The organism is Hydrogenophaga sp. NFH-34, assembly GCF_021401345.1.
GTDB lineage: Bacteria > Pseudomonadota > Gammaproteobacteria > Burkholderiales > Burkholderiaceae_C > Hydrogenophaga > Hydrogenophaga electricum.
In genome coordinates, this window is record NZ_JACBGE010000005.1 from 127,910 (window position 1) to 150,132 (window position 22,223).

General features: G+C 64.1%; 20 protein-coding genes and 1 pseudogene. 11 read left to right on the forward strand and 10 right to left on the reverse strand.

Features of this window, described 5'->3' with window-relative positions; genetic code table 11:
* Positions 1–64 precede the first annotated feature (64 nt).
* From L0977_RS06475 to L0977_RS06495, 5 genes and pseudogenes are all read left to right on the forward strand, one after another.
* Complete coding sequence (locus tag L0977_RS06475) at positions 65–1,093, forward strand: branched-chain amino acid ABC transporter permease (protein WP_234264033.1); 1,029 nt, start codon at positions 65–67, stop codon at positions 1,091–1,093.
* Positions 1,083–1,895, forward strand: coding sequence for an ABC transporter ATP-binding protein (locus tag L0977_RS06480; RefSeq protein WP_234264034.1), 813 nt, complete (start codon positions 1,083–1,085; stop codon positions 1,893–1,895). Before L0977_RS06475 ends, L0977_RS06480 begins: the two co-directional genes overlap by 11 nt.
* A gap of 107 nt (positions 1,896–2,002) precedes the next feature.
* Positions 2,003–2,710, forward strand: a pseudogene (locus L0977_RS06485) (ABC transporter ATP-binding protein); the annotation flags it as partial.
* A 39-nt stretch (positions 2,711–2,749) separates the two neighbouring features.
* A complete protein-coding gene (locus tag L0977_RS06490; RefSeq protein ID WP_234264036.1) occupies positions 2,750–4,204 on the forward strand; it encodes an aldehyde dehydrogenase in 1,455 nt (484 codons plus the stop codon).
* 560 nt (positions 4,205–4,764) lie between these two features.
* Positions 4,765–5,388, forward strand: coding sequence for a tyrosine-type recombinase/integrase (locus tag L0977_RS06495; RefSeq protein ID WP_234264037.1), 624 nt, complete (start codon positions 4,765–4,767; stop codon positions 5,386–5,388).
* A gap of 53 nt (positions 5,389–5,441) precedes the next feature.
* On the opposite strand, the gene L0977_RS06500 is transcribed toward L0977_RS06495, so the two are convergent.
* The 8 genes from L0977_RS06500 to L0977_RS06535 all read right to left on the reverse strand — a co-directional run bounded on the left by L0977_RS06500 (position 5,442) and on the right by L0977_RS06535 (position 14,020).
* Positions 5,442–6,470 carry an isocitrate/isopropylmalate dehydrogenase family protein gene (locus L0977_RS06500; protein WP_234264129.1) on the reverse strand — a complete coding sequence of 343 codons (1,029 nt, stop codon included), beginning with the start codon at positions 6,468–6,470 and terminating at the stop codon, positions 5,442–5,444.
* 128 nt (positions 6,471–6,598) lie between these two features.
* On the reverse strand, positions 6,599–8,893 hold the full coding sequence (locus L0977_RS06505) for an NADP-dependent malic enzyme (RefSeq protein ID WP_234264038.1): 2,295 nt from the start codon (positions 8,891–8,893) through the stop codon (positions 6,599–6,601).
* Between the two features lie 83 nt (positions 8,894–8,976).
* Entirely contained in the window at positions 8,977–10,011 is a 1,035-nt protein-coding gene (locus L0977_RS06510) for an IS630 family transposase (RefSeq protein WP_234264039.1), read from the reverse strand.
* A 69-nt stretch (positions 10,012–10,080) separates the two neighbouring features.
* Positions 10,081–10,419, reverse strand: a complete 339-nt coding sequence (locus L0977_RS06515; RefSeq protein WP_234264040.1) for a zinc ribbon domain-containing protein YjdM — start codon at positions 10,417–10,419, stop codon at positions 10,081–10,083.
* 34 nt (positions 10,420–10,453) lie between these two features.
* Positions 10,454–12,103, reverse strand: a complete 1,650-nt coding sequence (locus L0977_RS06520; RefSeq protein ID WP_234264041.1) for a SulP family inorganic anion transporter — start codon at positions 12,101–12,103, stop codon at positions 10,454–10,456.
* Entirely contained in the window at positions 12,100–12,894 is a 795-nt protein-coding gene (locus tag L0977_RS06525) for a fused MFS/spermidine synthase (protein ID WP_234264042.1), read from the reverse strand. The genes L0977_RS06520 and L0977_RS06525 overlap by 4 nt, the downstream gene beginning before the upstream one ends.
* Positions 12,891–13,265 (reverse strand): hypothetical protein, encoded by a 375-nt coding sequence (locus L0977_RS06530; RefSeq protein ID WP_234264043.1) that lies wholly within the window; start codon positions 13,263–13,265, stop codon positions 12,891–12,893. Before L0977_RS06530 ends, L0977_RS06525 begins: the two co-directional genes overlap by 4 nt.
* Positions 13,262–14,020 (reverse strand): YoaK family protein, encoded by a 759-nt coding sequence (locus tag L0977_RS06535; protein ID WP_234264044.1) that lies wholly within the window; start codon positions 14,018–14,020, stop codon positions 13,262–13,264. The genes L0977_RS06530 and L0977_RS06535 overlap by 4 nt, the downstream gene beginning before the upstream one ends.
* Before the next feature lie 85 nt (positions 14,021–14,105).
* On the opposite strand from L0977_RS06535, the gene L0977_RS06540 reads away from it, so the two are divergent.
* Complete coding sequence (locus L0977_RS06540; protein ID WP_234264045.1) at positions 14,106–14,462, forward strand: hypothetical protein; 357 nt, start codon at positions 14,106–14,108, stop codon at positions 14,460–14,462.
* Between the two features lie 48 nt (positions 14,463–14,510).
* The gene (locus L0977_RS06545; protein ID WP_234264046.1) at positions 14,511–14,717 is read left to right on the forward strand and encodes a ribbon-helix-helix protein, CopG family; all 207 of its coding nucleotides are present in this window, start codon (positions 14,511–14,513) and stop codon (positions 14,715–14,717) included.
* 45 nt (positions 14,718–14,762) lie between these two features.
* On the opposite strand, the gene L0977_RS06550 is transcribed toward L0977_RS06545, so the two are convergent.
* Both L0977_RS06550 and L0977_RS06555 read right to left on the reverse strand, forming a co-directional pair.
* The gene (locus tag L0977_RS06550; RefSeq protein WP_234264047.1) at positions 14,763–16,343 is read right to left on the reverse strand and encodes a methyl-accepting chemotaxis protein; all 1,581 of its coding nucleotides are present in this window, start codon (positions 16,341–16,343) and stop codon (positions 14,763–14,765) included.
* Positions 16,344–16,581: 238 nt separating this feature from the next.
* Positions 16,582–16,869 carry a VF530 family DNA-binding protein gene (locus L0977_RS06555; protein WP_234264048.1) on the reverse strand — a complete coding sequence of 96 codons (288 nt, stop codon included), beginning with the start codon at positions 16,867–16,869 and terminating at the stop codon, positions 16,582–16,584.
* A gap of 114 nt (positions 16,870–16,983) precedes the next feature.
* Between L0977_RS06555 and L0977_RS06560 the strand changes: the two genes are divergently transcribed.
* From L0977_RS06560 to L0977_RS06575, 4 genes are all read left to right on the forward strand, one after another.
* Positions 16,984–17,460 (forward strand): CreA family protein, encoded by a 477-nt coding sequence (locus L0977_RS06560; protein WP_234264049.1) that lies wholly within the window; start codon positions 16,984–16,986, stop codon positions 17,458–17,460.
* Positions 17,461–17,493: 33 nt separating this feature from the next.
* Entirely contained in the window at positions 17,494–18,774 is a 1,281-nt protein-coding gene (locus tag L0977_RS06565) for a glutamate-5-semialdehyde dehydrogenase (protein ID WP_234264050.1), read from the forward strand.
* Between the two features lie 103 nt (positions 18,775–18,877).
* Positions 18,878–20,170 carry a glutamate--cysteine ligase gene (gene gshA, locus L0977_RS06570; protein ID WP_234264051.1) on the forward strand — a complete coding sequence of 431 codons (1,293 nt, stop codon included), beginning with the start codon at positions 18,878–18,880 and terminating at the stop codon, positions 20,168–20,170.
* A gap of 175 nt (positions 20,171–20,345) precedes the next feature.
* Complete coding sequence (locus L0977_RS06575) at positions 20,346–22,214, forward strand: potassium transporter Kup (protein WP_234264052.1); 1,869 nt, start codon at positions 20,346–20,348, stop codon at positions 22,212–22,214.
* Positions 22,215–22,223 lie beyond the last annotated feature (9 nt).

The window sequence follows — 22,223 nt, forward strand, 5'->3', positions numbered from 1 at the left end:
TCCAAGTTGTGCGAGCCCCCTCGGGGGGCAGCGCAGTACACGCAGTGACAAGCGTGGGGGCACCATGACCTCCCGACAATTCCTCATCCGCGACCTGCTGGTCCTGTTCGGCCTCACCGGCTGGGCCGTGGCCCTGCCTGGTTTTGCCAGCGAGTTCGCCGTGTCCATGGCGCTCACCTGCCTGATGTATATCGCCCTGTCATCCAGCTGGGCCATGTTCTGCGGCACCACGCGCTACCTCTCGCTGGCCACCTCGGCTTTCTTCGGCATCGGCGCCTACACCAGCGCCATCCTGCTCGAATCCCTGCCGTGGGAGCAGGTCATCGTGCTGGGCGCACTGGTGGCGGCCGCCGTGGCCGTGGTCATGGGTGCGGCGGTGCTGCACCTGCGCGGCACCTACTTTGCGGTGCTCACCTTCGGCATGACGGAGCTGATCCGCCACGCCATCAGCTACTTCGAGAAATCGGTCACCGGCACCGTGGGCCGCGTGCTCATGGTGGTGCCCGAACGCGAAACTATCTACCTCACCGTGCTGCTGCTGGCGGTCATCGCCGTGGCGCTCTCCATCGTCATCCGCCGCACCCGCTTCGGCCTGGCGCTGCAGGGCATTGGGGCCGATGAACAACGCGCCCAGACCCTGGGCGTGAACACCCGCATCGTCAAGGTGGCCGGCTTCGCGCTCACGGCCGCCATCGCGGGCGCCGTGGGCGCGGCCATGAGCGTGCGCTGGACCTACATCGACCCGCACACCGTGTTCAACCCCTTCATCGGCTTCCAGACCGTGCTGATCGCGCTGATTGGCGGCGCCATGACGCTGTGGGGCCCGCTGATTGCCGCCATCGTCTTCAGCGTGCTGGCCGAGACCCTGCGCCTGCAGGTGCCGCAGCTCTACATGATGTCGCTGGGTCTGCTGCTCATCCTCTCGGTGCTGTACCTGCCGGGTGGCCTCGCCTCGCTGCGTGCTGACACCTTCAAGGGCTGGAAAAACGACATCCAGGCCTGGTGGACCGACATCAAGGACGACCTGAGCGGCGAGACGAAACGCCGCAAGGAACGCGAGAAAAAACGCCGGGAGCAGCGCCATGTCTACTGACGCGAAACAGCCCCTGCTGGATGCGCAGCAAGTCACCGTCCGCTTCGGTGGCCTGGTGGCGGTGGACGCGGTCAGCGCCACCTTCATGCCCGGCGAGCTGGTGGGCATCATCGGCCCCAACGGTGCCGGCAAGACGACCTTCTTCAACGCCATTTCGGGCGTGACCAAACCCACCAGCGGCCGCCTGACCGTGCGCGGCCAGCAGTTGGCCGGCAAGGGTCCGCACCGCTTCGCGCGCAACGGCCTGGCCCGGACCTTCCAGACACCGCGCACCTTTGGCGACATGACCGTGCGCGACAACATCGCCTTCGGCCTCAAGTTCGCCGGCCGGCGCCGCCGCAAGTACCTCCTGTGGGGCGAAGAAAGCGGTGTGCCCTGGGTGCTGCGCACGGCCGACAGCATCCTCGGCCTCATTGGCCTCAGCGCGCAGGCCGATCTGCCCGCCGCTGCCATCACCCCATCGCAGCAGCGCCTGCTGGAGATTGGCATGGCGCTGGCCACGCGCCCGCGCATGCTGCTGCTGGACGAAGTGGCCGCCGGCCTGACCGAAAACGAGGTGGAGGAAATGGCCCGCCTCATCCGCCGCCTGCGCGACGAGCTGGACCTGACCGTGGTGTGGATCGAGCACGCCGTGACCACGCTGCTGCGCCACGTGGAGCGCGTGATCGTGCTGCACCAGGGCAAGAAGATTGCCGACGGCCCGCCGCGCGAGGTGGTGCGCAACCCCGAGGTGATCGAGGCCTACCTGGGCGACGAGATGAACGACGAGAACGACGAATCCCGCGCGGAGGTGACCGCATGATGTGGCACCGCCCCCAAGCCTTCACCCTGGGTGGCAGCACCAGCGCGCACCTGAAGGTGGAGAACCTCAGTGCCGGCTACGGCGCCTTCCTGGTGCTGCGCGACATCACGCTGGACATCCGCCCCGGCCTCACCGTGGTGCTGGGCCCCAACGGCGCCGGCAAGACCACGCTGCTCAAAGCCCTGAACGGCCTCATTCCGCGCGGCGGCAACGTGCTGCTGAACGGCGACGAGCTGCCCGAGAAAACCCACGAGATCGTGGAAAGCGGCATGGCCCTGGTGCCCGAAGGGCGGCAGCTGTTCCCGCAGCTCACCGTGGCCGAAAACCTGGAGCTGGGCGCCTGGCTGGTGCCCAAAGCCGAGCGCCCGCAGCGCATGGAACAGGCCTTCACCAACTTTCCGAAACTGCGCGAGCGCGTCAGCCAACTGGCCGGCACCATGAGCGGCGGCGAACAGCAGATGGTGGCCGTGGCCCGCGCCATGATGTGCGCGCCGCGCCTGCTGATGCTGGACGAACCGTCTCTGGGCCTGGCGCCCAAGATGGTGGACGAGCTGCTGGGCATTGCCCGCCGCATTGCCGACGCCGGCACCACCGTGCTGATGGTGGAGCAGAACGTGAAAAAAGCCCTGGCCGTGGCCGACCGCGGCTACGTGCTGGAGCGCGGCAACCTGGTGGCCAGCGGCCCCGCAAAACTGCTGGCGCGCTCCACCGTCATCCGCGAAGCCTACCTGGGCGCCGACAAAGACCCCGCCACCGGCACCACCAACGCTGCCGACGCCGTGGCGCGCCGCAAGAAAACCGCGACCGCGGCCTGACCCCTTTTGCTTTTATTCAGACCCGCCAAGGAGAACCCCATGTCCGACCTGTCCATGCTCATCAACGGCCTCAAGGTCACCGCCGAAAAAGGCGCCACCTTCGAACGCCGCAACCCACTGGATGGCAGCGTGGCCACCCGCGCGCCCGCCGCCAGCCCGGCCGACGCCGTGCTGGCCGTGGAAGCCGCCGCCGAAGCCTTCAAGACCTGGAGCGAAACCGGCCCCGGCGAACGCCGCGCCCTGCTGCTGAAAGCGGCCGATGCGCTCGAAGCCAAGACGCCCAAGTTCATCGAAGCCGTGGCCGCCGAAACCGGCGCCACCGGCATGTGGGCCGGCTTCAACGTGCACCTGGCCGCCGGCATGATCCGCGAGGCCGCCGCCCTCACCACCCAGATCAGCGGCGAGGTGATCCCGTCCGACGTGCCCGGCAGCCTGGCCATGGGCGTGCGCCAGCCGGCCGGCGTGGTGCTGGGCATCGCGCCGTGGAACGCACCCGTCATCCTCGGCGTGCGCGCCATCTGCGTGCCCCTGGCCTGCGGCAACACCGTCATCTTCAAGGGCAGCGAAAACTGCCCCCGCACCCACCAGCTCATCGTCGAAGCGTTTGAAGACGCCGGCTTCCCCGCCGGCGTGGTGAACTACATCACCAACGCCCCGGCCGACGCCGGCACCGTGGTCGAAGCCATCGTGGCCCACCCGGCCGTGCGCCGCATCAACTTCACCGGCAGCACCAAGATCGGCAAGATCATCGCCATGACCTGCGCCAAATACCTCAAGCCCGTGGTGCTGGAGCTGGGCGGCAAGGCCCCGCTGGTGGTGCTGGACGACGCCGACCTCGACGACGCCGTCAACGGCGCGGCCTTCGGCGCCTTCGCCAACAGCGGCCAGATCTGCATGAGCACCGAACGCCTCATCGTGGACCAGAAGGTCGCCGACGAATTCGTCAAGAAGTTCGCCGACAAGGCCAAGAACCTGCCCCTGGGCGACCCGCGCAAGCCCGAGCCCGTGGTGCTCGGCTCCGTCATCGGCCAAGGCACCGTGGACCACTGCAACGCCCTCATCGACGACGCCCTGGCCAAGGGCGCCAAGCTGGTGGCCGGCGGCAAGGCCGACAGCACGCTGATGCCCGCCACCCTGCTCGACCACGTGACCCCGCAGATGCGCATCTACCACGAAGAAACCTTCGGCCCCGTGAAGTGCATCGTGCGCGTGAAGAACACCGAAGAAGCCATCGCCTGCGCCAACGACAACGAATACGGCCTCAGCTCCGCCGTGTTCGGCAAAGACATCGCCCGCGCCTTCAACGTGGCCCGCAAGATCGACAGCGGCATCTGCCACGTGAACGGCCCGACGGTGCACGACGAAGCGCAGATGCCGTTTGGCGGCGTCAAAGGCTCAGGCATCGGCCGCTTCGGCGGCAAGGCCGGCATTGCCGAGTTCACCGAACTGCGCTGGATCACGGTGCAGACCACGCCGCGGCACTATCCGTTCTGAGGCCGGCGGCTTTCGGCAGCCTTTGCGAGAGGAGCCCCGGAGGCGTGCGTGTCCGGGGCCATCAGAGGGCCGTCGTCTGCCCAGGCGCTTCCGGTGAATGGAAGTCCTGGGCCGACCACTTCAGGCTCACCGCTGCCGGTCAGGTTCCGCAGCCCAATGCCAGCCGCCACCGCGACCCTGCCATGCCATGCCATGCCATGCCATGCCATGCGTCATCCTGTGAGGCAGCCGACCGCGGTACCTTCAGCAGTTGCCACGCAGCAGCGAAGGGCTGCACGAGGTTCCGAACGGCTCCTACCTGCCCAGGCGACTGGCGCCTTGCGACCTTGTACAGAAGATCACCCGCCCCGCGTGAGCAGCTGGTCTGCAGCGATTGCCGCCTATCGCAGCTCAAATCCGAATAGCCGCTAAAAGTCGAACATCGGTCGTTCGCTCGCGTCCAAGGCCCGATTTTCGGCGGTGAACCTGTCTGAATAGACCCGGTCGAGCTTGACCTAGCGCAACACCCTGCATTGGACGCGGCGCATGCTGTGTGGCCCTCAACTTGATGGGAGTCCATCATGGAAACTTCAAGCAGCTCCGTTCACCGTGAACCTTGGAACAAAGGAAAAATCGTTGGCCAGAAGGCGCCATTCAAGCTCAAAGACATCTGGGCGTTGCGCGTGCGCCTTCAACTGGAGGGCCGGGTTCGAGAGTTGGCACTCTTCAATCTCGGTATCGACAGCAAGCTGCGTGGTTGCGATTTGGTGGCACTCAAGGTCCGTGATGTATGCCACGGCGACCAAATGTCCACGCGAGCTATCGTCATGCAACACAAAACACTGAGGCCTGTGCAGTTCGAAATCACGGCGGGAACCCGCGAGGCGCTGCAGATTTGGATCAAGCAGGCCGCGTTGAAGTCAGATGACTTCCTGTTCCCCAGCAGGCTTCATGAATCACCCCATTTAGGCACGCGGCAGTACGCTCGGATTCTGGGTCACTGGGTTGACGAGTTGGGACTCGACCGTGCCGACTATGGGACGCACTCCATGCGAAGAACCAAGGCGACTCTGATCTATCGACGCACCAAAAACCTCCGAGCCGTGCAGCTGCTGTTGGGACATGCAAAACTGGAATCCACCGTGAGGTACCTGGGCATTGAGGTCGATGACGCGCTTGAAATCTCCGAGCAGACGGAGATTTGAACCCCACAGCTGGCTGTTGGCACAAGAGTCGGGCGCGTCCCACACAGGATGGTTCAGTTCGCAATACGACGGACCAAGGCCTTGGTGAATTCCGCTGTGCTCGCTTTGCCACCCAGATCACCCGTCCGAACCTTGTCGATGTTCAGCGTTGCGTCGAGTGCCTGGCGCAGTTTTGTGGCCATGTCTGTGAGCTGGACGTGGTCCAGCATCATCGCGGCGGCCAGCAACAGGGCGGTGGGGTTGGCGATCCCCTTGCCAGCGATGTCCGGCGCTGAACCGTGCACCGCTTCGAAGATCGCGGCGTCTGCGCCGATGTTGGCGCCCGGCGCCATGCCGAGCCCACCCACCAGACCAGCGACGAGATCGGACAGGATGTCACCGAAAAGGTTGGTGGTGACCAGCATGTCGAACTGCCAGGGGTTGAGCACCAGCTTCATTGCACAGGCATCGATGATGACGGTGTCCAGTTCGAACTTGCCCTTGTACTTTCGTTCGTACAAGTCCAGTCCGGTCTCCAGAAAAATGCCAGTGAGCGCCTTCATGATGTTGGCCTTGTGCACGATCGTGACCTTTTTGCGGCCCGTCGCGACGGCGTGTTCGAACGCGAACTCCAGCAGGCGGCGGCTGCCTGCTCGGGTGTTGATGCCGGTGGCCATGGCCACAGCGTGTGGGTCGTCGTCGATCTGCACGAAATGCTCGTGCCCGATGTACAGACCCTCCAGGTTTTCGCGCACCACGACGAGATCGATTTTGTCGAAGCGACCGCCGGGGATGATGGTCAGGGCTGGGCGCAGGTTGGCGTAGAGCTTGAACTCTTCGCGCAGCCGAACGTTCGACGAGCGATAGCCACCGCCCGAGGGCGTTTCCAGCGGACCCTTGAGCGCCAGGCGCGTGCGACGGATGCTGTCGAGGGTGGCCTGAGGCAGCGGGTCTCCAGCTTGCTTGACGCCTTCGAGGCCTGCGATCTGCCGGTCCCAGGTAAACGGCGCCTTGAGTGCATCCAGTGCGGCCACCGTGGCATCGACGATTTCAGGACCAATGCCGTCTCCGGGGATCAGGGTGGCGGGAATCGATGTGATCATGGTGAAGGTCCTTGGAAGAGCGTTGGTGTGAAGGTGAAGTGCATGAGCAGCCGGGCCATCTGTCGGAAGCCTCTGTTCAACAACATCTGGCGCCGACATCCATCAAAGTTGCGGCTGTTTGCAGGATGTCATCGCGTAGCGTTGATTTCGGCAACGGTCAGCGCGGTCATGTTGACGATGCGGCGCACCGTGGCGGAGGGTGTCAGTATGTGCACGGGTTTGGCTGCGCCCAGCAGAACGGGACCAATGGAAATGCCGCTGCCCGCCGCTGTCTTGAGCAGGTTGTAGGCTATGTTTGCCGCGTCAAGGTTGGGCAGCACGAGCAGATTCGCACTGCCTTTGAGAGGGCTCGATGGCATGAGATCACCTCTCTGCGAAGCATCCAAAGCAACGTCACCATGCATCTCACCATCGACCTCCAGCTTGGGTGAGAGCGCGCGTATCAGCGGCAGCGTGTCGCGCATCTTCACCGCAGAAGGGTGGTCGCTGGAGCCGAAGTTGGAGTGAGACAACAGTGCGGCCTTTGGCGTGATCCCGAAACGGCGTATTTCCTCGGCCGCCAACACCGTGATCTCGGCCAGTTGGGTGGCTGTGGGATCGTGGTTGACGTGGGTGTCAACGAGGAAGAGCTGCCGGTCGGGCAGCATCAGGCCGTTCATGCAGGCGTAAACATTCGCTCCCGAGCGCCGGCCAATGACCTGGTCGATGTACTGCAGGTGGAAGTCTGTCGTGCCCCAGGTGCCGCAAAGCATGCCGTCAACCTCGCCCTTGCGCAGAAGCATGGCCCCGATGAGCGTCAGGCGCCTGCGCATCTCGATCTTGGCGGTCTGCTGGGTCACCCCTCTGCGCTCCATGAGTGCATGGTAGGTCTGCCAGAAGTCTCGGTACCGGTCATCGTGTGCGGTGTTCACCACGTCGTAGTCCCGCCCGACTTGCAACCGCAGTCCGAAGCTCTCGATGCGCTGCAGGATGATCTCGGGGCGCCCGATCAGCGTGGGTCGTGCAAGGCCCTCATCGACGGCCACCTGGGTAGCACGCAGGACCCGCTCCTCTTCGCCCTCGGCATAGGCGATGCGCTTGCGCTCGGCCAGTTTGGCCACAGCGAAGATGGGTTTCATCGTCGTCCCGGAGGCGTAAACGAAGGACTGAAGCTTTTCGCGATAGGCTTCGAAGTCGGCGATGGGACGTGTCGCCACGCCCGACTCAGCGGCCGCCTGGGCCACCGCCGGGGCGATGTGCATCATCAGACGCTGGTCGAAGGGCCTAGGGATCAGGTGGTCACGACCAAAGGTAGAGACAGCGCCTGCATACACCGACGTCATCATGTCGGTCTGCTCGGCCTTGGCCAGTTCACGGATGGCATGTACGGCGGCCACTTCCATCGCTGGCGTGATGGTGCTTGCGCCGCAATCCAGCGCACCTCGGAAAATGTACGGGAAGCACAGTACGTTGTTGACCTGGTTGGGGTAGTCGCTGCGCCCGGTGGCGATCACGGCGTCGTCGCGAACCTTGCGGATTTCCTCCGGCTTGATTTCCGGCGTGGGATTGGCCAGTGCGAAGATCAACGGGTTGCTTGCCATGCTGGCCACCATCGCGGGCTTGAGCACACCACCGGCTGACAGACCGAGAAAGATATCGGCTTCACAGATCACTTCAGACAGCGTGCGCATCTTAGTCTTCTGTTGAAACACCGCTTTCTCCGGGTCCATCAGTTCCGCACGCCCTTCGTACACCACACCGGCCAGGTCGGTGACCCAGATGTTTTCGCGGGGAAAGCCGAGCGTGACCAGCAGGTTCAGGCAGGCCAGCGCAGCAGCACCTGCGCCGGAAGCGACCAGCTTGACACCTTTGATGTCCTTGCCGACCACCTCCAAGCCGTTCAGGATGGCCGCAGCCACGACGATGGCCGTGCCGTGCTGGTCATCGTGGAAGACCGGAATTTTCATGCGGTCGCGCAGCACTCGTTCGACGACGAAGCAGTCGGGTGCCTTGATGTCTTCGAGGTTTATGCCCCCGAACGTGGGCTCCAGCGACGCGATGATGTCCGCCAGCTTATTCGGGTCGGGTTCGTTGATTTCGATGTCGAACACATCGATGCCTGCGAACTTCTTGAATAACACGGCCTTGCCCTCCATCACCGGCTTGGAAGCCAGTGCGCCAATGTTGCCCAGTCCAAGCACGGCCGTGCCGTTGGTGATCACGGCGACCAGGTTGCCGCGCGAGGTGTAGCGAAACACGTTGGCCGGGTCGGCCACGATCTCCTCGCAAGCCGCGGCCACACCGGGCGAGTAGGCCAAGGCCAGGTCGCGCTGGTTGGTCAGTTGTTTGGTGCCCGCTACGGAGATCTTGCCGGGTGTCGGGAACTCGTGGTACTCCAGTGAGGCTTGGCGGAGTTCAGCATCTTTGTCTTTGGGATGGGTCATCGGGTCCTTTCGACCGGTCGAAGTGGTTGGGCTCAGCGCTTGCGTATCAGCCCTGCACGGCGCGCTCGTGCAGGATTTCGGCGTCAGTGATCGCCTTGTGCCCTCGCCTGAACACCGGTCCACACGAACGGTTTGGGTTCGGCGTTGTAGTCAACAACATGCTCAACGATCGCGGACACCAATCGGGGGACGCCACTGAAGCTGTTGCAGCGCAGTCCGTCCTCGGCCATGTCGCGATAGAAGCGCTGCACGGACGTCAACCAGGCGATGGACGTGGTGGTGAAATGCATGTGGAACCTCGGATGCTGGACCATCCAGGCCTGCACTGAGGGGTGCCCGTGGGTGTCGATGTTGTCGGCGATCAGGTGCAGCGAATGGGTCTTGGGCGTTACATGATCGACCTTGCGCAAGAACTTCAACCAGGCCGTTTGGGGGTTGCGCAGCATGCAACGACGGGTGAGCCGACCGTTGAGCGTTTTCAGCGCGGCAAACAAGGTCGCCATGCCCTGGAGTTGGCGCTTGTTGGTCGTCGCTTTCGCAGCGCCTGTTACGGGCGGAAGCACCGTCTGCAGTCGATCAGGTGCGAGCATGGGACGCATCTGTTTGCAGCTCAGCACCAGGGCGTGTTCGGGTGGAGACACATACACACCGACGATGTCTTCAATGGATCCGACGAATTGTGGGTCGTTCGAAGGACCGAACCTGTGCATCACAGGAGGCTTCAGTCCGTTGGCCCGCCAGTGACGCATCACCGTGCTGGGGCTGACCGCAAGCATTTCGGCCATCTTGTGCGCACTCAGGGTGTCTGCATCTTGGGTCGTCTGCGCCGTCAGCTCCAGCAGCTTTCGTACATCAACCTTCGTTGGGCGTGCACCGCGAGACTGGCGCAGTTCAATCCCTTGAAGTCCTGATGTCAGGTACCGCTTGCGCCACAGCGCAACCTGCGCGCGACCAATGCCCAGTTGCTCGCCAATTTCTTTGTTCTGTAGACCCTGCGAAGCCAGCAGAACGATCCGTGCGCGCTGCGCCAACCCCACGCTGGTGTGGGGTGAGCGCGCCAACTGGGTCAACTCATTGACCTGTTCGGTTGTCAACTCAACCGCCGGAGCGACCCGCATAGACGTTCTCCGCCGTTGATTGAGGTGGTGTCTGGCGCACAGTCTGGTCCGTGCTGTGATGGGAACTGCTCAGGCCTTCTTCACAAACTCAGACTTGAGCTGCATGGCACCGATGCCATCGACCTTGCAGTCGATGTCGTGATCGCCTTCCACGAGGCGGATGTTGCGCGCCTTGGTGCCCACCTTGAGCACGGTCGATGAGCCCTTGAGCTTGAGGTCCTTGATCAGCGTGACGGTGTCACCGTCCTGCAGCACGTTGCCCACGGCGTCTTTCCAGACCTTCACCGGTTCTGCGCTCTCGGTGGAGGCGCTGGCGCTCCACTCGTGGCCGCATTCGGGGCAGACGAGCAGTTCACCGTCGGGGTATGTGAGGGTGGACTGGCATTTCGGGCAGGGTGGCAAGCTCATGAGACAACAGAAAAAGGAAGTTGAAAAAGGAGGTTCAGACCGTCAGCTCGTCCGGCAACCGGCGCAGCACCCCGGCCAGGTCGTCGGCGTAGTCGCCCTCGGCCACGGTGTCGAGCACGCCGCTCTTCCAGAGCTTGGCGCGCACGCGGTGGTTGGCCTCGCACAGCATCACGCGCACGCCGCGCCTTTGCAGTTTGCGTACCACGTCCTGCAGCGCCTGCAGGCCGGTGAAATCCATGAACGGCACCAGCCGCAACCGCAGGATCAGCACCTTCGGGTCGGTGCGGGTCTGGAGCAACATGCGCTCCAGGCTTTCCACCGCGCCGAAGAAGAACGGGCCATTGATCTCGTAGACCAGCACCCCCTTGGGCAGCGCTGGTTGACCCAGTTCGTGCAGGGTGGACCTGAGGTCGTCCTCGTCCACCGTCTGCACCTCCACCGACGCCGCCATGCGGCGCAGGAACTGCAGCGTCGCCAGGATCACGCCGACGTTCACGGCCACCACCAGATCGGCAAATACCGTCAGCAGGAAGGTGATGACCAGGATCAGCCCGTCGGCCCGTGGTGCGCGCAGCAGGATGTGCAGGAAGTGCGGGATCTCGCTCATGTTGTAGGCCACCACGAACAGGATGGCCGCCAGCGCCGCGAGCGGGATGTTCTGCGCCAGCGGTGCCAGGAACAGGATCACCGCCACCAGTGTCAGTGTGTGCGTGACGCCCGCCAGAGGGCTGGTGCCACCGTTGCGCACATTGGTCGCGGTGCGGGCGATGGCGCCAGTGGCCGCGAAGCCGCCGAACAGGGGCACCACGATGTTGGCCAGGCCCTGGCCCACCAGTTCCTGGTTCGAGTCGTGTTTGGTGCCGGTCATGCCATCGGCCACCACCGCAGACAGCAGCGACTCGATGGCCCCCAGCATGGCGATGGTGAAGGCCGGCCCGATGAGCTGGACCATCTGCGTGAATGTCACCGTGGGAATGGAAAAGTCCGGCAGGCCCAGCGGGATGCCACCGAAGGCGGTACCGATGGTCGCCACCCCCGGAATCTTCCAGACCGACTGGATCACGGTGGCCACCACCATCGCCGTCAGCGGCCCCGGTACGCGCGCCATGCCGCGGATGCGCGACGAGTACAGCACCAGCAGCAAGCTCATCACGCCCATCGCCAGTGTCGGCACATGCACCTGCGTGATCACGCCCAGCAGGTGCAGCAACTTCTCGTGGAAATGTTCACCGCCGGTGGCCGGCAGGCCCAGAAAGTCCTTCCACTGGCCGACGAAGATGATCACGCCAATGCCGCTGGTGAAGCCCACCACAACCGGCGCGGGGATGAAGCGGATCACCGCGCCCATCTTGGCCACGCCCATGAACAGCAAGATGAAACCCGCCATCAGCGTGGCCACGCGCAGGCCGTCGATACCGTACTTGGCCGTCACGCCCGCCAGGATGGCGATGAAGGCTCCTGTGGGCCCGGCGATCTGCACCCGGCTGCCACCCAGCAGCGAGACCATGAAGCCACCGATGATGGCGGTGTAGATCCCTTGTTCGGGTCGTGCACCTGAGGCAATGGCAAAGGCCATGGCCAGCGGCAACGCCACCACGCCGACGATGACCCCGGCCACGATGTTGGGCACCAGGCGCCCTTTACCGAACTGGCCCGAGCGCTTGGCTTCCAGGACGGTGATCACCGGTTTTCCCAGGCCTGGCGAGCCTCGCGCAGCACGTCGTACATATCCGCCTCGATGTCCGACCAGGCACTGGGTGCCATCGAGGCCGGACGCACCAGGTGCTTGGGCAGGCGCGCGTCAATGGCCCAATCCTTGCGTGCAAAGACGATGGCGTTGCCGCATTCACGCGTGCCCACCACCAGCGCGTTGCCGTCAAACGCCAGGGCAATTCGCTCCATGAACACACCGTAGTAGATGTCCAGCTCGTGCAGGTTGCACAGCATCACCCCGCCGGGACGCAGCAGTCGGGCGCAATGGCCGTAAAAATTCTGGGTTCCCAAGGCGGGCGCCATCTGCTCGGCGTCGAAGCCATCCACCAGGATCACGTTGAACCGCTGATCGTCCACCGCCGCCACGAAGTCGGCACCGTCCGCCTGGACCACGCGGAAGTCCGCCTGATCGGGCGGGATTTCGAACTGTTCGCGCAAGGCGATCACCGCCGGATCGATCTCGACCACCGTGATGTCGGAGCCCGGCAGGTGCCGATGGCAGAACTTGGGTAGCGAACCACCGCCCAGACCGATCATCAGAATGTGCTGCGGCTGCGGCTGAAACAGCAGGAAAGCCATCATCAGGCGCGTGTAGTCCAGCACCAGCCGGTCGGGATCGCGCAGGTCCATCGCGCTCTGGATGTCGGTCGAGCCAAAACGCAGTTTGCGCCTGAAGCTCACATGCTCTACGCGCGCGCCTTGCTGGGTCAAACCCGCCCTGCGCGCTGCGGCGGCGATGGCGGAATGGTTTGAAGTGGTCATGTCGTCCAAGTCGGAGAAAGTTCTGGGAAGACACTCGGCTCTTTCGAGCAGGCCAGTCCGTACTCCGGGTTGATCACGCAGGCGCGTTGAACCGTCTCCAGGCTGGCCGCACCAAAGCACACCGCATCCAGCCAGTTCATGGCGCGCATGAAGGCAGGGAGCGTGCAGGCACAGTCGCCGAACTGGTGTTCGAACGCCGTCACATCGGCGTGTTCATGGCTGTCGTCCAGGCACGGGGAGGACCAGCGCACAAACCCGTTTTCCAGCCAGACCGTGGCGACCGGCCAGCGGCGGATTTCCCCCATCGGCTGGAACGTGATGACCAGCCGCGTTGAGGAATGGTCCTGCGGCGCGCGCTCCAGTGCCCTCACGACCGGCTCCAGTCCCGGCTGCGCAGCCAGTCACTCACGTCCTGCCACAGCGGCGGCCAGGCCACGGCGCTGAGCACCAGCGCCAACGGCACCGTGGCAATGAAACCCACCTGTTTGAACGCCAGTGCACCCGCCAATCCACCCGCGAAGAACAGCCCCAGGATGGTGGCGTGGATGCCCAGCTTGTCTCGGTCGGCACGCACGAAGTGCACCGCGTTCCCCTCGTGCGTGCGGTTCCAGTAGAGCAGTCGGCCCAGCTCAATGCCCAGGTCGGTCACGATGCCTGTCATGTGCGTGGTGCGGATTTCGGCCTTGGAGATTTTGGTCACGATGGCGTTCTGCAGCCCCATGATGAAGCTCAGCACAAGCACCGTGGCCGGCAGAAAGATGTCGATCAGCGCGTTCAGGTTGGCCCCCAGCAGGCCAAAGAGCAGCAACAACACCGCTTCAAGCATCAGCGAGAAGGCGTACTCGCTGTGCAGGTGGCGTCGCCGTGCCCAGTTCACCAGCACAGCCGTGGTGGCGGCACCTGCGGTGAACGCCAGCAGCGCGGCCAGACCTGCCGCGCTCAGATACACATTGCCCAGCACCAGGTTGTCCGCCAGCTCAGAGACGATGCCCGTCATGTGCGAGGTGTATCGCTGGATGGCCAAAAAACCGCCCGCATTGGCCGCTCCGGCCACGAACGCCAGCAAGCCGCCGAGCTGGCGGTTGGCGCGGCGGGTGCGCACTTTGTGGGTCAGGCTTTGGATCATGGCGGTCGGGTGAATGCGCTTGTCATGCGCCTTTGATGTGTCTATAGTATGCCTCCAACACACATCACATTGCAATAACATTATCATGTCATTGTTTCAACTCGAACAGTCGTTGCGCTCCCAGCGGTCTCGTCCTCGGTGTGTGCGCGTCAACCTACGCCTCTGGTACGCGCTCAAGTCCGCGAACCTCATCACGCAACGGGAAGTGCCGCTGAGTGACCCGCAGGTGAATGGATTGCGCCTGCCGTACCTGGGGGACGTGATGGTGGTGCTGGACCCGGACCTGCAATCGGAGGCCTTTGCCATCGAAGAAGGAGCGCCTGCACTCGCGCCTGTGCCTGTCACACCCCAGGCGCGCGAGCCGCAACCAGCACCAAGTCCGCTGTCGCCCGCCAAACGCCCCGATTCGTTCTTTGAAGGACGCTGGATGGGACGCTACTGAGGCCAGAAGCGGGCTGACGTGCTAATCAGATTTACATAGAATGCACATATGGAGCTCAAAACCGCCCGCCTGACCGTCCTGATCGACCCGGCCAAGAAGAAGGCTTTCGAAAGCCTGTGCGCGCGCCAGGACGTCACACCGTCCCAGGTCGTCCGGCGTCTGATCCGCGACTACCTGGCCAGCCACGGCGAGGGTTTCATCCCCAGCGGCCTGGCCCAGCCCGTTGCGGAAGAGGACAGCGCAGCCCCTGTGTAGGTTCGCGCTTCTTCAAGCAACCCGTTTCCCTATCAACGCTTGACCTCAGGCGAAGGCGAAACGGGGGTTGCTGCTGGCACCTTCCAGTTTGAACACGGCCATTGCCTGCACCAATTGAGTCGCTTGGCTCCTGAGGCTGGCCGCAGCGGCAGCGGACTGCTCAACCAGGGCCGCATTTTGCTGGGTCGCCTGGTCCATCTGCGTGATGGCCTGTCCCACCTGACCGACGCTGCTGCTCTGCTCCTGGCTGGCAGAGCTGATTTCGCTGACGATGTCGTTGACGCGCTGGATGGCCGCCACGATCTCTTTCATGGTCTGACCCGCATGGCCCACGAGTTCAGTGCCTTGTTCCACTTGATCGACGCTGGCGCCGATCAATGATTTGATCTCGCGGGCTGCCTCGGCGCTGCGCTGCGCCAGAGACCGTACCTCACCGGCCACCACCGCAAAGCCACGGCCCTGCTCACCGGCACGGGCCGCTTCGACGGCCGCATTCAGCGCCAGGATATTGGTCTGGAACGCGATGCCGTCGATGACACCGATGATGTCGGCGATCCGGCGCGAAGCGTCGTTGATGCCTTGCATGGTTTCGATCACCTGGCCAACGACTTCCCCGCCTTTGACGGCAACGCCGGATGCGGTCAGCGCCAACTGGTTGGCCTGTTGGGCGCTGTCGGCGTTGTGGCGTACGGTTGAGCCCAGTTGCTCCATGGTCGCAGCGGTCTGCTGCAGAGCGCTGGCTTGCTGCTCGGTGCGGCCCGACAGGTCCTGGTTACCTTGCGCGATCTGGGCGCTGGCCGTGGCCACACTTTCTGCATTGCTGCGCACCCCGGACACGATCTGCGACAGTGCCCCCTGCATCTCGGCCAAAGCACTCAGCAGAGGGCTGAATTCGTCGCGGGCGGGGTCATGAATCGGGGTGGTGAGGTCACCATCACGAACGCGCTCGGCCACTGCCTGTGACAACGCCACTCGGCGGCGCATGGCCCGCGCGACATAGCCGGACGACAAGACCAGGCCGACGATGGTAAGCAGCACCAGGGTTTCGAGCACCGAGAGGGTGCTGTTGATCTGGGTGGATATGTGCTCCACGTCACCCGTGAGTTCGGTGCGCTGGTACTTGACCATCTCATCGAGCACCGACAGCACCTGGTTGCGCGCGGGGATGGTGTTGTCCACCAGGTAGCTGAAAGCCTCGTCTTTTTTCTCGGCCTGGATCAGGGCGAGATTCGCATCGGCGTGCCGCCACAACTGCTCCAGCAGGGGCGGCAGCTTGGCAAACATGATCTTGCCGCGCTCGGTGTACAGGTCGTCCTTGTAGATCGCCGCAGACTTCTCAACGAGCTGGCGCTTGGCGACGATATCGGTCAGCGAAGCGGCCCGTTCTTCTGGCGTGCGCGCCAGGATCGCATGCCGGATCTGCAGGGAGATGCGCGTGATGTTCAACTCCATGGCATCGGCTTCTGCCAGCTGCGGCACGCGCGAATGTTCAGTCTGCTGCGCTGCGACCGACACTGCGTTGAGGCGTGTGTAGGTGAAGGCGGCAAGTGCCACCAGGGCCAGTGACAATACGATTACAACTATCCACAGTCGCGTGGCAATTCCGATTGATCCCAACGAACGCATGACGGTAACTCAATAATCTTGGACAAAGGCAAGTCTTTAGCTTGTCGGCAATTTGGAGAAGAACTTGACACGCTTAAAGCCTGCCTTGCACGCCCACGCGTGTATGACGGCAACTGGGCCGATAGCAGCCAGAAGCAGGCATGACGCTAACTACCGCAATCAGCCTGTAGCCGTCATCGATTTCCTTGGAGCGAGCGCCGATTTCTGGCCATTAGCCGGTTCTGTTCAAACGAATTTTCTAGGGCGCTGAATCAGACGCACGTTGTGTGCGCCGTGTTTCTCGCAGCATGAAAAGGTAAAGGCTCTCAACCTTTTCGCGCGCCCAGGGCGTCTTGCGCAGAAACGTCAAGCTGGACTTGACGCTGGGTTCTTGGGCAAAGCAACGGATCGGAATCCGTTGCGCGAGTTCAGCCCATCCGTAGTGGGCTTCGAGAGCACGAACGACCACTTCAAGCGTCACGCCGTGAAGGGGGTTTCTCGGCTGTGCGGGGCGAGGAGGATCGGCTTGCATGGGGCGATTCTGCATCCGAGTCCGGCAACGGGTCCACGCACAAGGCGCGCCAAGCACCCGCCAGAGCCCCCCTCATCCTGCTAAGGTGCGGCCAATCGGATCAGCCACCATATCTCCCGAAAGCCCGCCATGCCCCGACTCACCCGCCCCTTCGCCCTGCTGTTCGCCGCCGCGCTGGCCACCGCCGCAGGCGCCGAAGAAATCGGTTCGGTCGACACCGTGTTCAAGTTCATCGGGCCAGACCACAAGATCGTGGTCGAGGCGTATGACGACCCAGGCGTCAACGGGGTGACCTGCTACATCTCGCGTGCCAAGACGGGCGGGATCAAGGGCGCTTTCGGGTTGGCCGAAGACAAGTCGGAGGCGTCGATCGCCTGCCGCCAGGTGGGGCCGATCAGCATTCCGAAACCGATCCGCGAGCAGGAGGAAATTTTCAGCGAGCGCATCAGCCTGGTGTTCAAACGCCTGCGCATCGTGCGCATGGTCGACCCCAAACGCCACGCGCTGGTGTACCTGACGTATTCCGACCGGGTGATCGAAGGCTCGCCGCAGAACTCGGTGACGGCGGTGGCGGTGGACCGGGCGGTGCCGATTCCCTTGCGCTGACCGTTTCAGGGGGAAGGTGAGAAAATCCTGCCCATGAACGCGACCTCCACCTCCGAACTGATGAACACCCTGGGCAGCCAGGCCAAGGCCGCCTCGGCGCTGATGGCCAAGGCCGGTGCAGCCACCAAGGTGAAAGCCCTGCGCGAACTGGCGCGCCTGCTGCGGGCCAGTGTCGAACCGCTGCAGGTGGAGAACGCGAAAGACCTGGAACGCGCCCGCGCCGCCGGTCTGGCCGAACCCATGGTCGACCGGCTCAAGCTCACGCCCAAGGTGCTGGAAACCTGCGCCGAAGGTTGCGAGCAACTGGCGGCGATGGCCGACATCATTGGCGAGATCTCGGGCATGAAGCAGATGCCCAGCGGCATCCGCGTGGGCCAGATGCGCGTGCCCATCGGCGTGTTCGGCATGATTTATGAAAGCCGCCCGAACGTGACCATCGAGGCCGCGAGCCTCTCGATCAAGAGCGGCAATGCGTGCATCCTGCGCGGCGGCTCGGAAGCCATCGACTCCAACCGCGCGCTCGCCGCGCTGGTGCAGCAGGCCTTGGTGACCGCCGGGCTGCCGGCCGACGCGGTGCAACTGGTGCCGACCACCGACCGCGCCGCCGTGGGCCAGCTGATCACCATGCCGCAGTACGTGGACGTGATCATCCCGCGCGGCGGCAAGGGCCTGATCGAACGCATCAGCGCCGAGGCCAAAGTGCCGGTCATCAAGCACCTGGACGGCAACTGCCACACCTACGTGGACGACCCCTGCGACATCGCCATGGCGGTGAAGGTGGCCGACAACGCCAAGACGCAGAAGTACAGCCCCTGCAACGCCACCGAGAGCCTGCTGGTGGCGCGTGGCGTGGCGGCAGAGTTCCTGCCGAAGATCGGCGCCGTCTATGCCGCCAAGGGGGTGGAAATGCGCGGCTGCCCCGAGGCACTGGCGATCCTGGCTGGCGTGCCGGGTGCACGCACCCAGGCCGCCACCGAGCAGGACTGGTGCGCCGAGTACCTGGCGCCCATCGTCAGCGTGAAGCTGGTGGATGGCGTGGACGAAGCCATTGCCCACATCAACCGCTTTTCCAGCCACCACACCGACGCCATCCTCACCACCGACCACATGCACGCCCAGCGCTTCCTGCGCGAGGTCGATTCGGCCAGCGTGATGGTGAATGCGAGTACCCGCTTCGCTGACGGCTTCGAGTACGGGCTGGGTGCCGAAATCGGCATCAGCACCGACAAATTCCACGCCCGCGGCCCGGTGGGCGTCGAGGGCCTGACCTCGCTGAAGTACGTCGTGCTGGGCGAAGGCGAAGTGCGCGGCTGAGGCCCTTGCAACCCGGGGCTCCGGCCCCATCTCCAGCCTTTGACCTCCCGGACGGTCCCTACAATGGACCGTCCGATCTCTTCCAAGCGCAAAGGTTGTTTCCATGGTTCCGCACCTCGTCACCGCCCTGACCGGGCCGATCAACGAACTGGAGCAGCGGATCCTCGAATCCACCCCGGTGATCGAGCGCTGGTTCCGGCTGGAGTGGATGGAACACACGCCCCCGTTCTACAGCTCGGTGGACGTGCGCAACGCCGGCTTCAAGCTGGCCCCGGTGGACACCAATCTGTTTCCCGGTGGCTGGAACCACCTGACGCCGGAAATGCTGCCGCTGGCGGTGCAGGCCGCGATGGCCGCGATCGAAAAGATCTGCCCCGAAGCCAAAAACCTGCTGCTGGTGCCCGAAAACAGCACCGACACCTTCTACCTGAGCAACCTGGCGCAGCTGCAGCGCATCTTCTATCAGGCGGGCCTGAATGTGCGGCTGGGTTCGTTGTCGAACGACATCAAGGCCCCGACCACGATCGACCTGCCCGGTGGCGATTCGGTCACGCTCGAACCCCTGCTGCGCAGCAAGCGCCGCCTGGGCCTCAAGCACTTCGACCCCTGCACCATCCTGCTCAACAACGACCTGAGCGCGGGCGCCCCCGGCATCCTGGAAGACCTGCACGAGCAGTACCTGCTGCCGCCCCTGCACGCGGGCTGGAGCGTGCGGCGCAAGAGCCAGCACTTCAAGGCCTACGAGGAAGTGGCCAAGCGCTTCGGCAAGCTGCTGGGCATGGACCCGTGGCTGATCACGCCCATGTTCAACCAGTGCGGCCAGGTCGATTTCGCCGAGCCCCACGGGCTGGAATGCCTGCGCGCCAACACCGACGCGCTGCTCGCCAAGATCCGCCGCAAATACAAGGAATACGGCATCAACGAAAAGCCGTTCGTGCTGCTCAAGGCCGACAACGGCTCGGGCGGCCGGGGCATCCTGACGGTGCGCGACGCCAAGGACATCGACCAGCTCAGCCCCAAGGCACGCACCTGCATGGCCACCACACAGGCCGGCCAGCCGGTCAGCGAGGTGATCATCCAGGAAGGCGTGCTGACCAACGAACGCATCAACGCGGCCGTGGCCGAACCCGTGGTCTACATGATGGACCGCTACGTGGTGGGCGGCTTCTACCGCGTGCACGCCGACCGCGGGGTGGACGAAAACCTCAACGCGCCCGGCGCCAGCTTCGTGCCACTGGCTTTCGAACACAGTGCCCAGTTGCCGCAGCCGGGCGCCAAACCCGGTGCCAGCGTGCCCAACCGCTTCTACATGTACGGCGTGATCGGCCGGCTGGCCATGCTGGCCGCCAGTTACGAGCTGGAAGCCACCGACCCGGACGCCGAGGTCTACGAGTGAGCCCGCAGCACTGAACCATCGCCAGAGTGCCGTCAAGTTCAAGTTGTTGCGGCGCAACATGAGCGCCGGGCGACCCGTCTAGAGGAATCGCCCTACTGGCAAGCGCTGGCCGGCGGGCGCAGAATCGCGCACTTCCCGACAACGGTCCTGGCACACCGACGGTCCAGGCTTATTCGTGTCCAGCAAGCAATCGTCGCTCGCGGCGCTCACCCTGGGTGCCATCGGCGTGGTCTATGGCGACATCGGCACCAGCGTGCTGTATGCCGTCAAGGAAATCTTCGGCTCCGGTCATGTGCCGTTCACGCACGCCAACGTGTATGGCGTGCTGTCGATCGTGTTCTGGACGCTCACGGTCATCGTCTCGCTGAAGTACGTGACCCTGGTGCTGCGCGCCGACAACGGTGGCGAGGGCGGGCTCATCGCCATGCTGGCGCTGGCGTCGCAAGCGGTGAAAGACCACCCCCGACTGCGCCGCGTCATGTTGGCCATCGGCATCTTCGGCACCTCCCTGTTCTATGGCGATGGGGTCATCACCCCGGCCATTTCGGTGCTGTCGGCGGTCGAAGGCCTGGAAGTGGTCTCGCCCCACTTCAAGAAATACGTGGTGCCACTGACGCTGGTGGTGCTGTTCGCGCTGTTCTTCGTGCAAAAGCGCGGCACTGGCGGCATCGGCAGGTTTTTCGGCCCGATCACCCTGGTGTGGTTTGCCACCATCGCGGCCCTGGCCGTGCCGCACATCGTCGGCCACCCGGAAATTCTGGGCGCACTCAGCCCGCACCACGCGCTGCGGTTCGCCTGGGAACAGCCGGGCACCACCTTCATCATCCTGGGTGCGGTGGTCCTGTGCGTCACGGGCGGTGAGGCGCTGTACGCCGACATGGGCCATTTCGGCAAAAAGCCGATCCGCCTGGCGTGGTTTTCCATCGTCATGCCCTGCCTGACCATCAACTACTTCGGCCAGGGTGCGCTGCTGCTGGCCGACCCGGACGCGGTGAAGAACCCCTTCTTCAACATGGCCCCGGGCTGGGCGCTGCTGCCGCTGGTGGTGCTGGCGACCATGGCCACGGTGATCGCCTCGCAGGCGCTGATCTCGGGCGCCTTCAGCGTCACCAAACAGGCCATCCAGCTCGGTTACCTGCCGCGCCTGAACATCCGCCACACCAGCGTGCACGACAAGGGGCAGATCTACATCCCGTTCGTGAACTGGGCCCTGTTCACCGCCATCGTGCTCGCCGTGGGCATGTTCCGCTCGTCGTCCAACCTGGCCGCGGCCTACGGCATCGCCGTGACGCTGGACATGCTGATCACCACGGTGCTGACGTTCTTCGTGATCCGCTATGGCTGGCGCTACCCGCTGGCGCTGTGCCTGATGGCCACGGGCTGGTTCTTCCTGATCGACCTGGCGTTCTTCAGCTCCAACCTGCTCAAGCTGTTTGCCGGCGGCTGGTTCCCGCTGCTGATCGGTGGCGTGGTCTTCATGCTGATGATGACCTGGAAGCGCGGCCGCGAACTCATGAGCCAGGCCCAGCACGCCGATGCGATCGAGCTGGGCAGCTTCCTCGAAGCGGTGTTCATGGACCCGCCGGTGCGTGTTCCCGGCACCGCGGTGTTCCTCACGGCCGAAACCGGCACCACCCCGAATGCGCTGCTGCACAACCTCAAACACAACAAGGTGCTGCACGAGCAGAACCTGTTCGTCACGGTGCACAACCACGAGGTGCCCTGGATCGGACTGACCGACCGGCTGGAAATCGAGCCCCTCGGCCACGACTGCTGGCAGGTGGTGATCCACTACGGCTTCAAGAACGACCCCGACCTGCCCAAGGCGCTGGAGGGCCTGCGCGGCCGCGGCTGCGACCTGGAGCCCATGACCACCAGCTACTTCCTCTCGCGCGACTTGGTGGTGCCCTCGATGGGCGGCGGCATGGCCCTGTGGCGCGAAAAGCTGTTCGCACAGATGCACCACAACGCCGGTGCGGCCGCCGAATTCCTGCACCTGCCGAACAACTCGGTGATCGAGCTGGGCTCGAAAGTGCAGATCTGACCCCGGCGA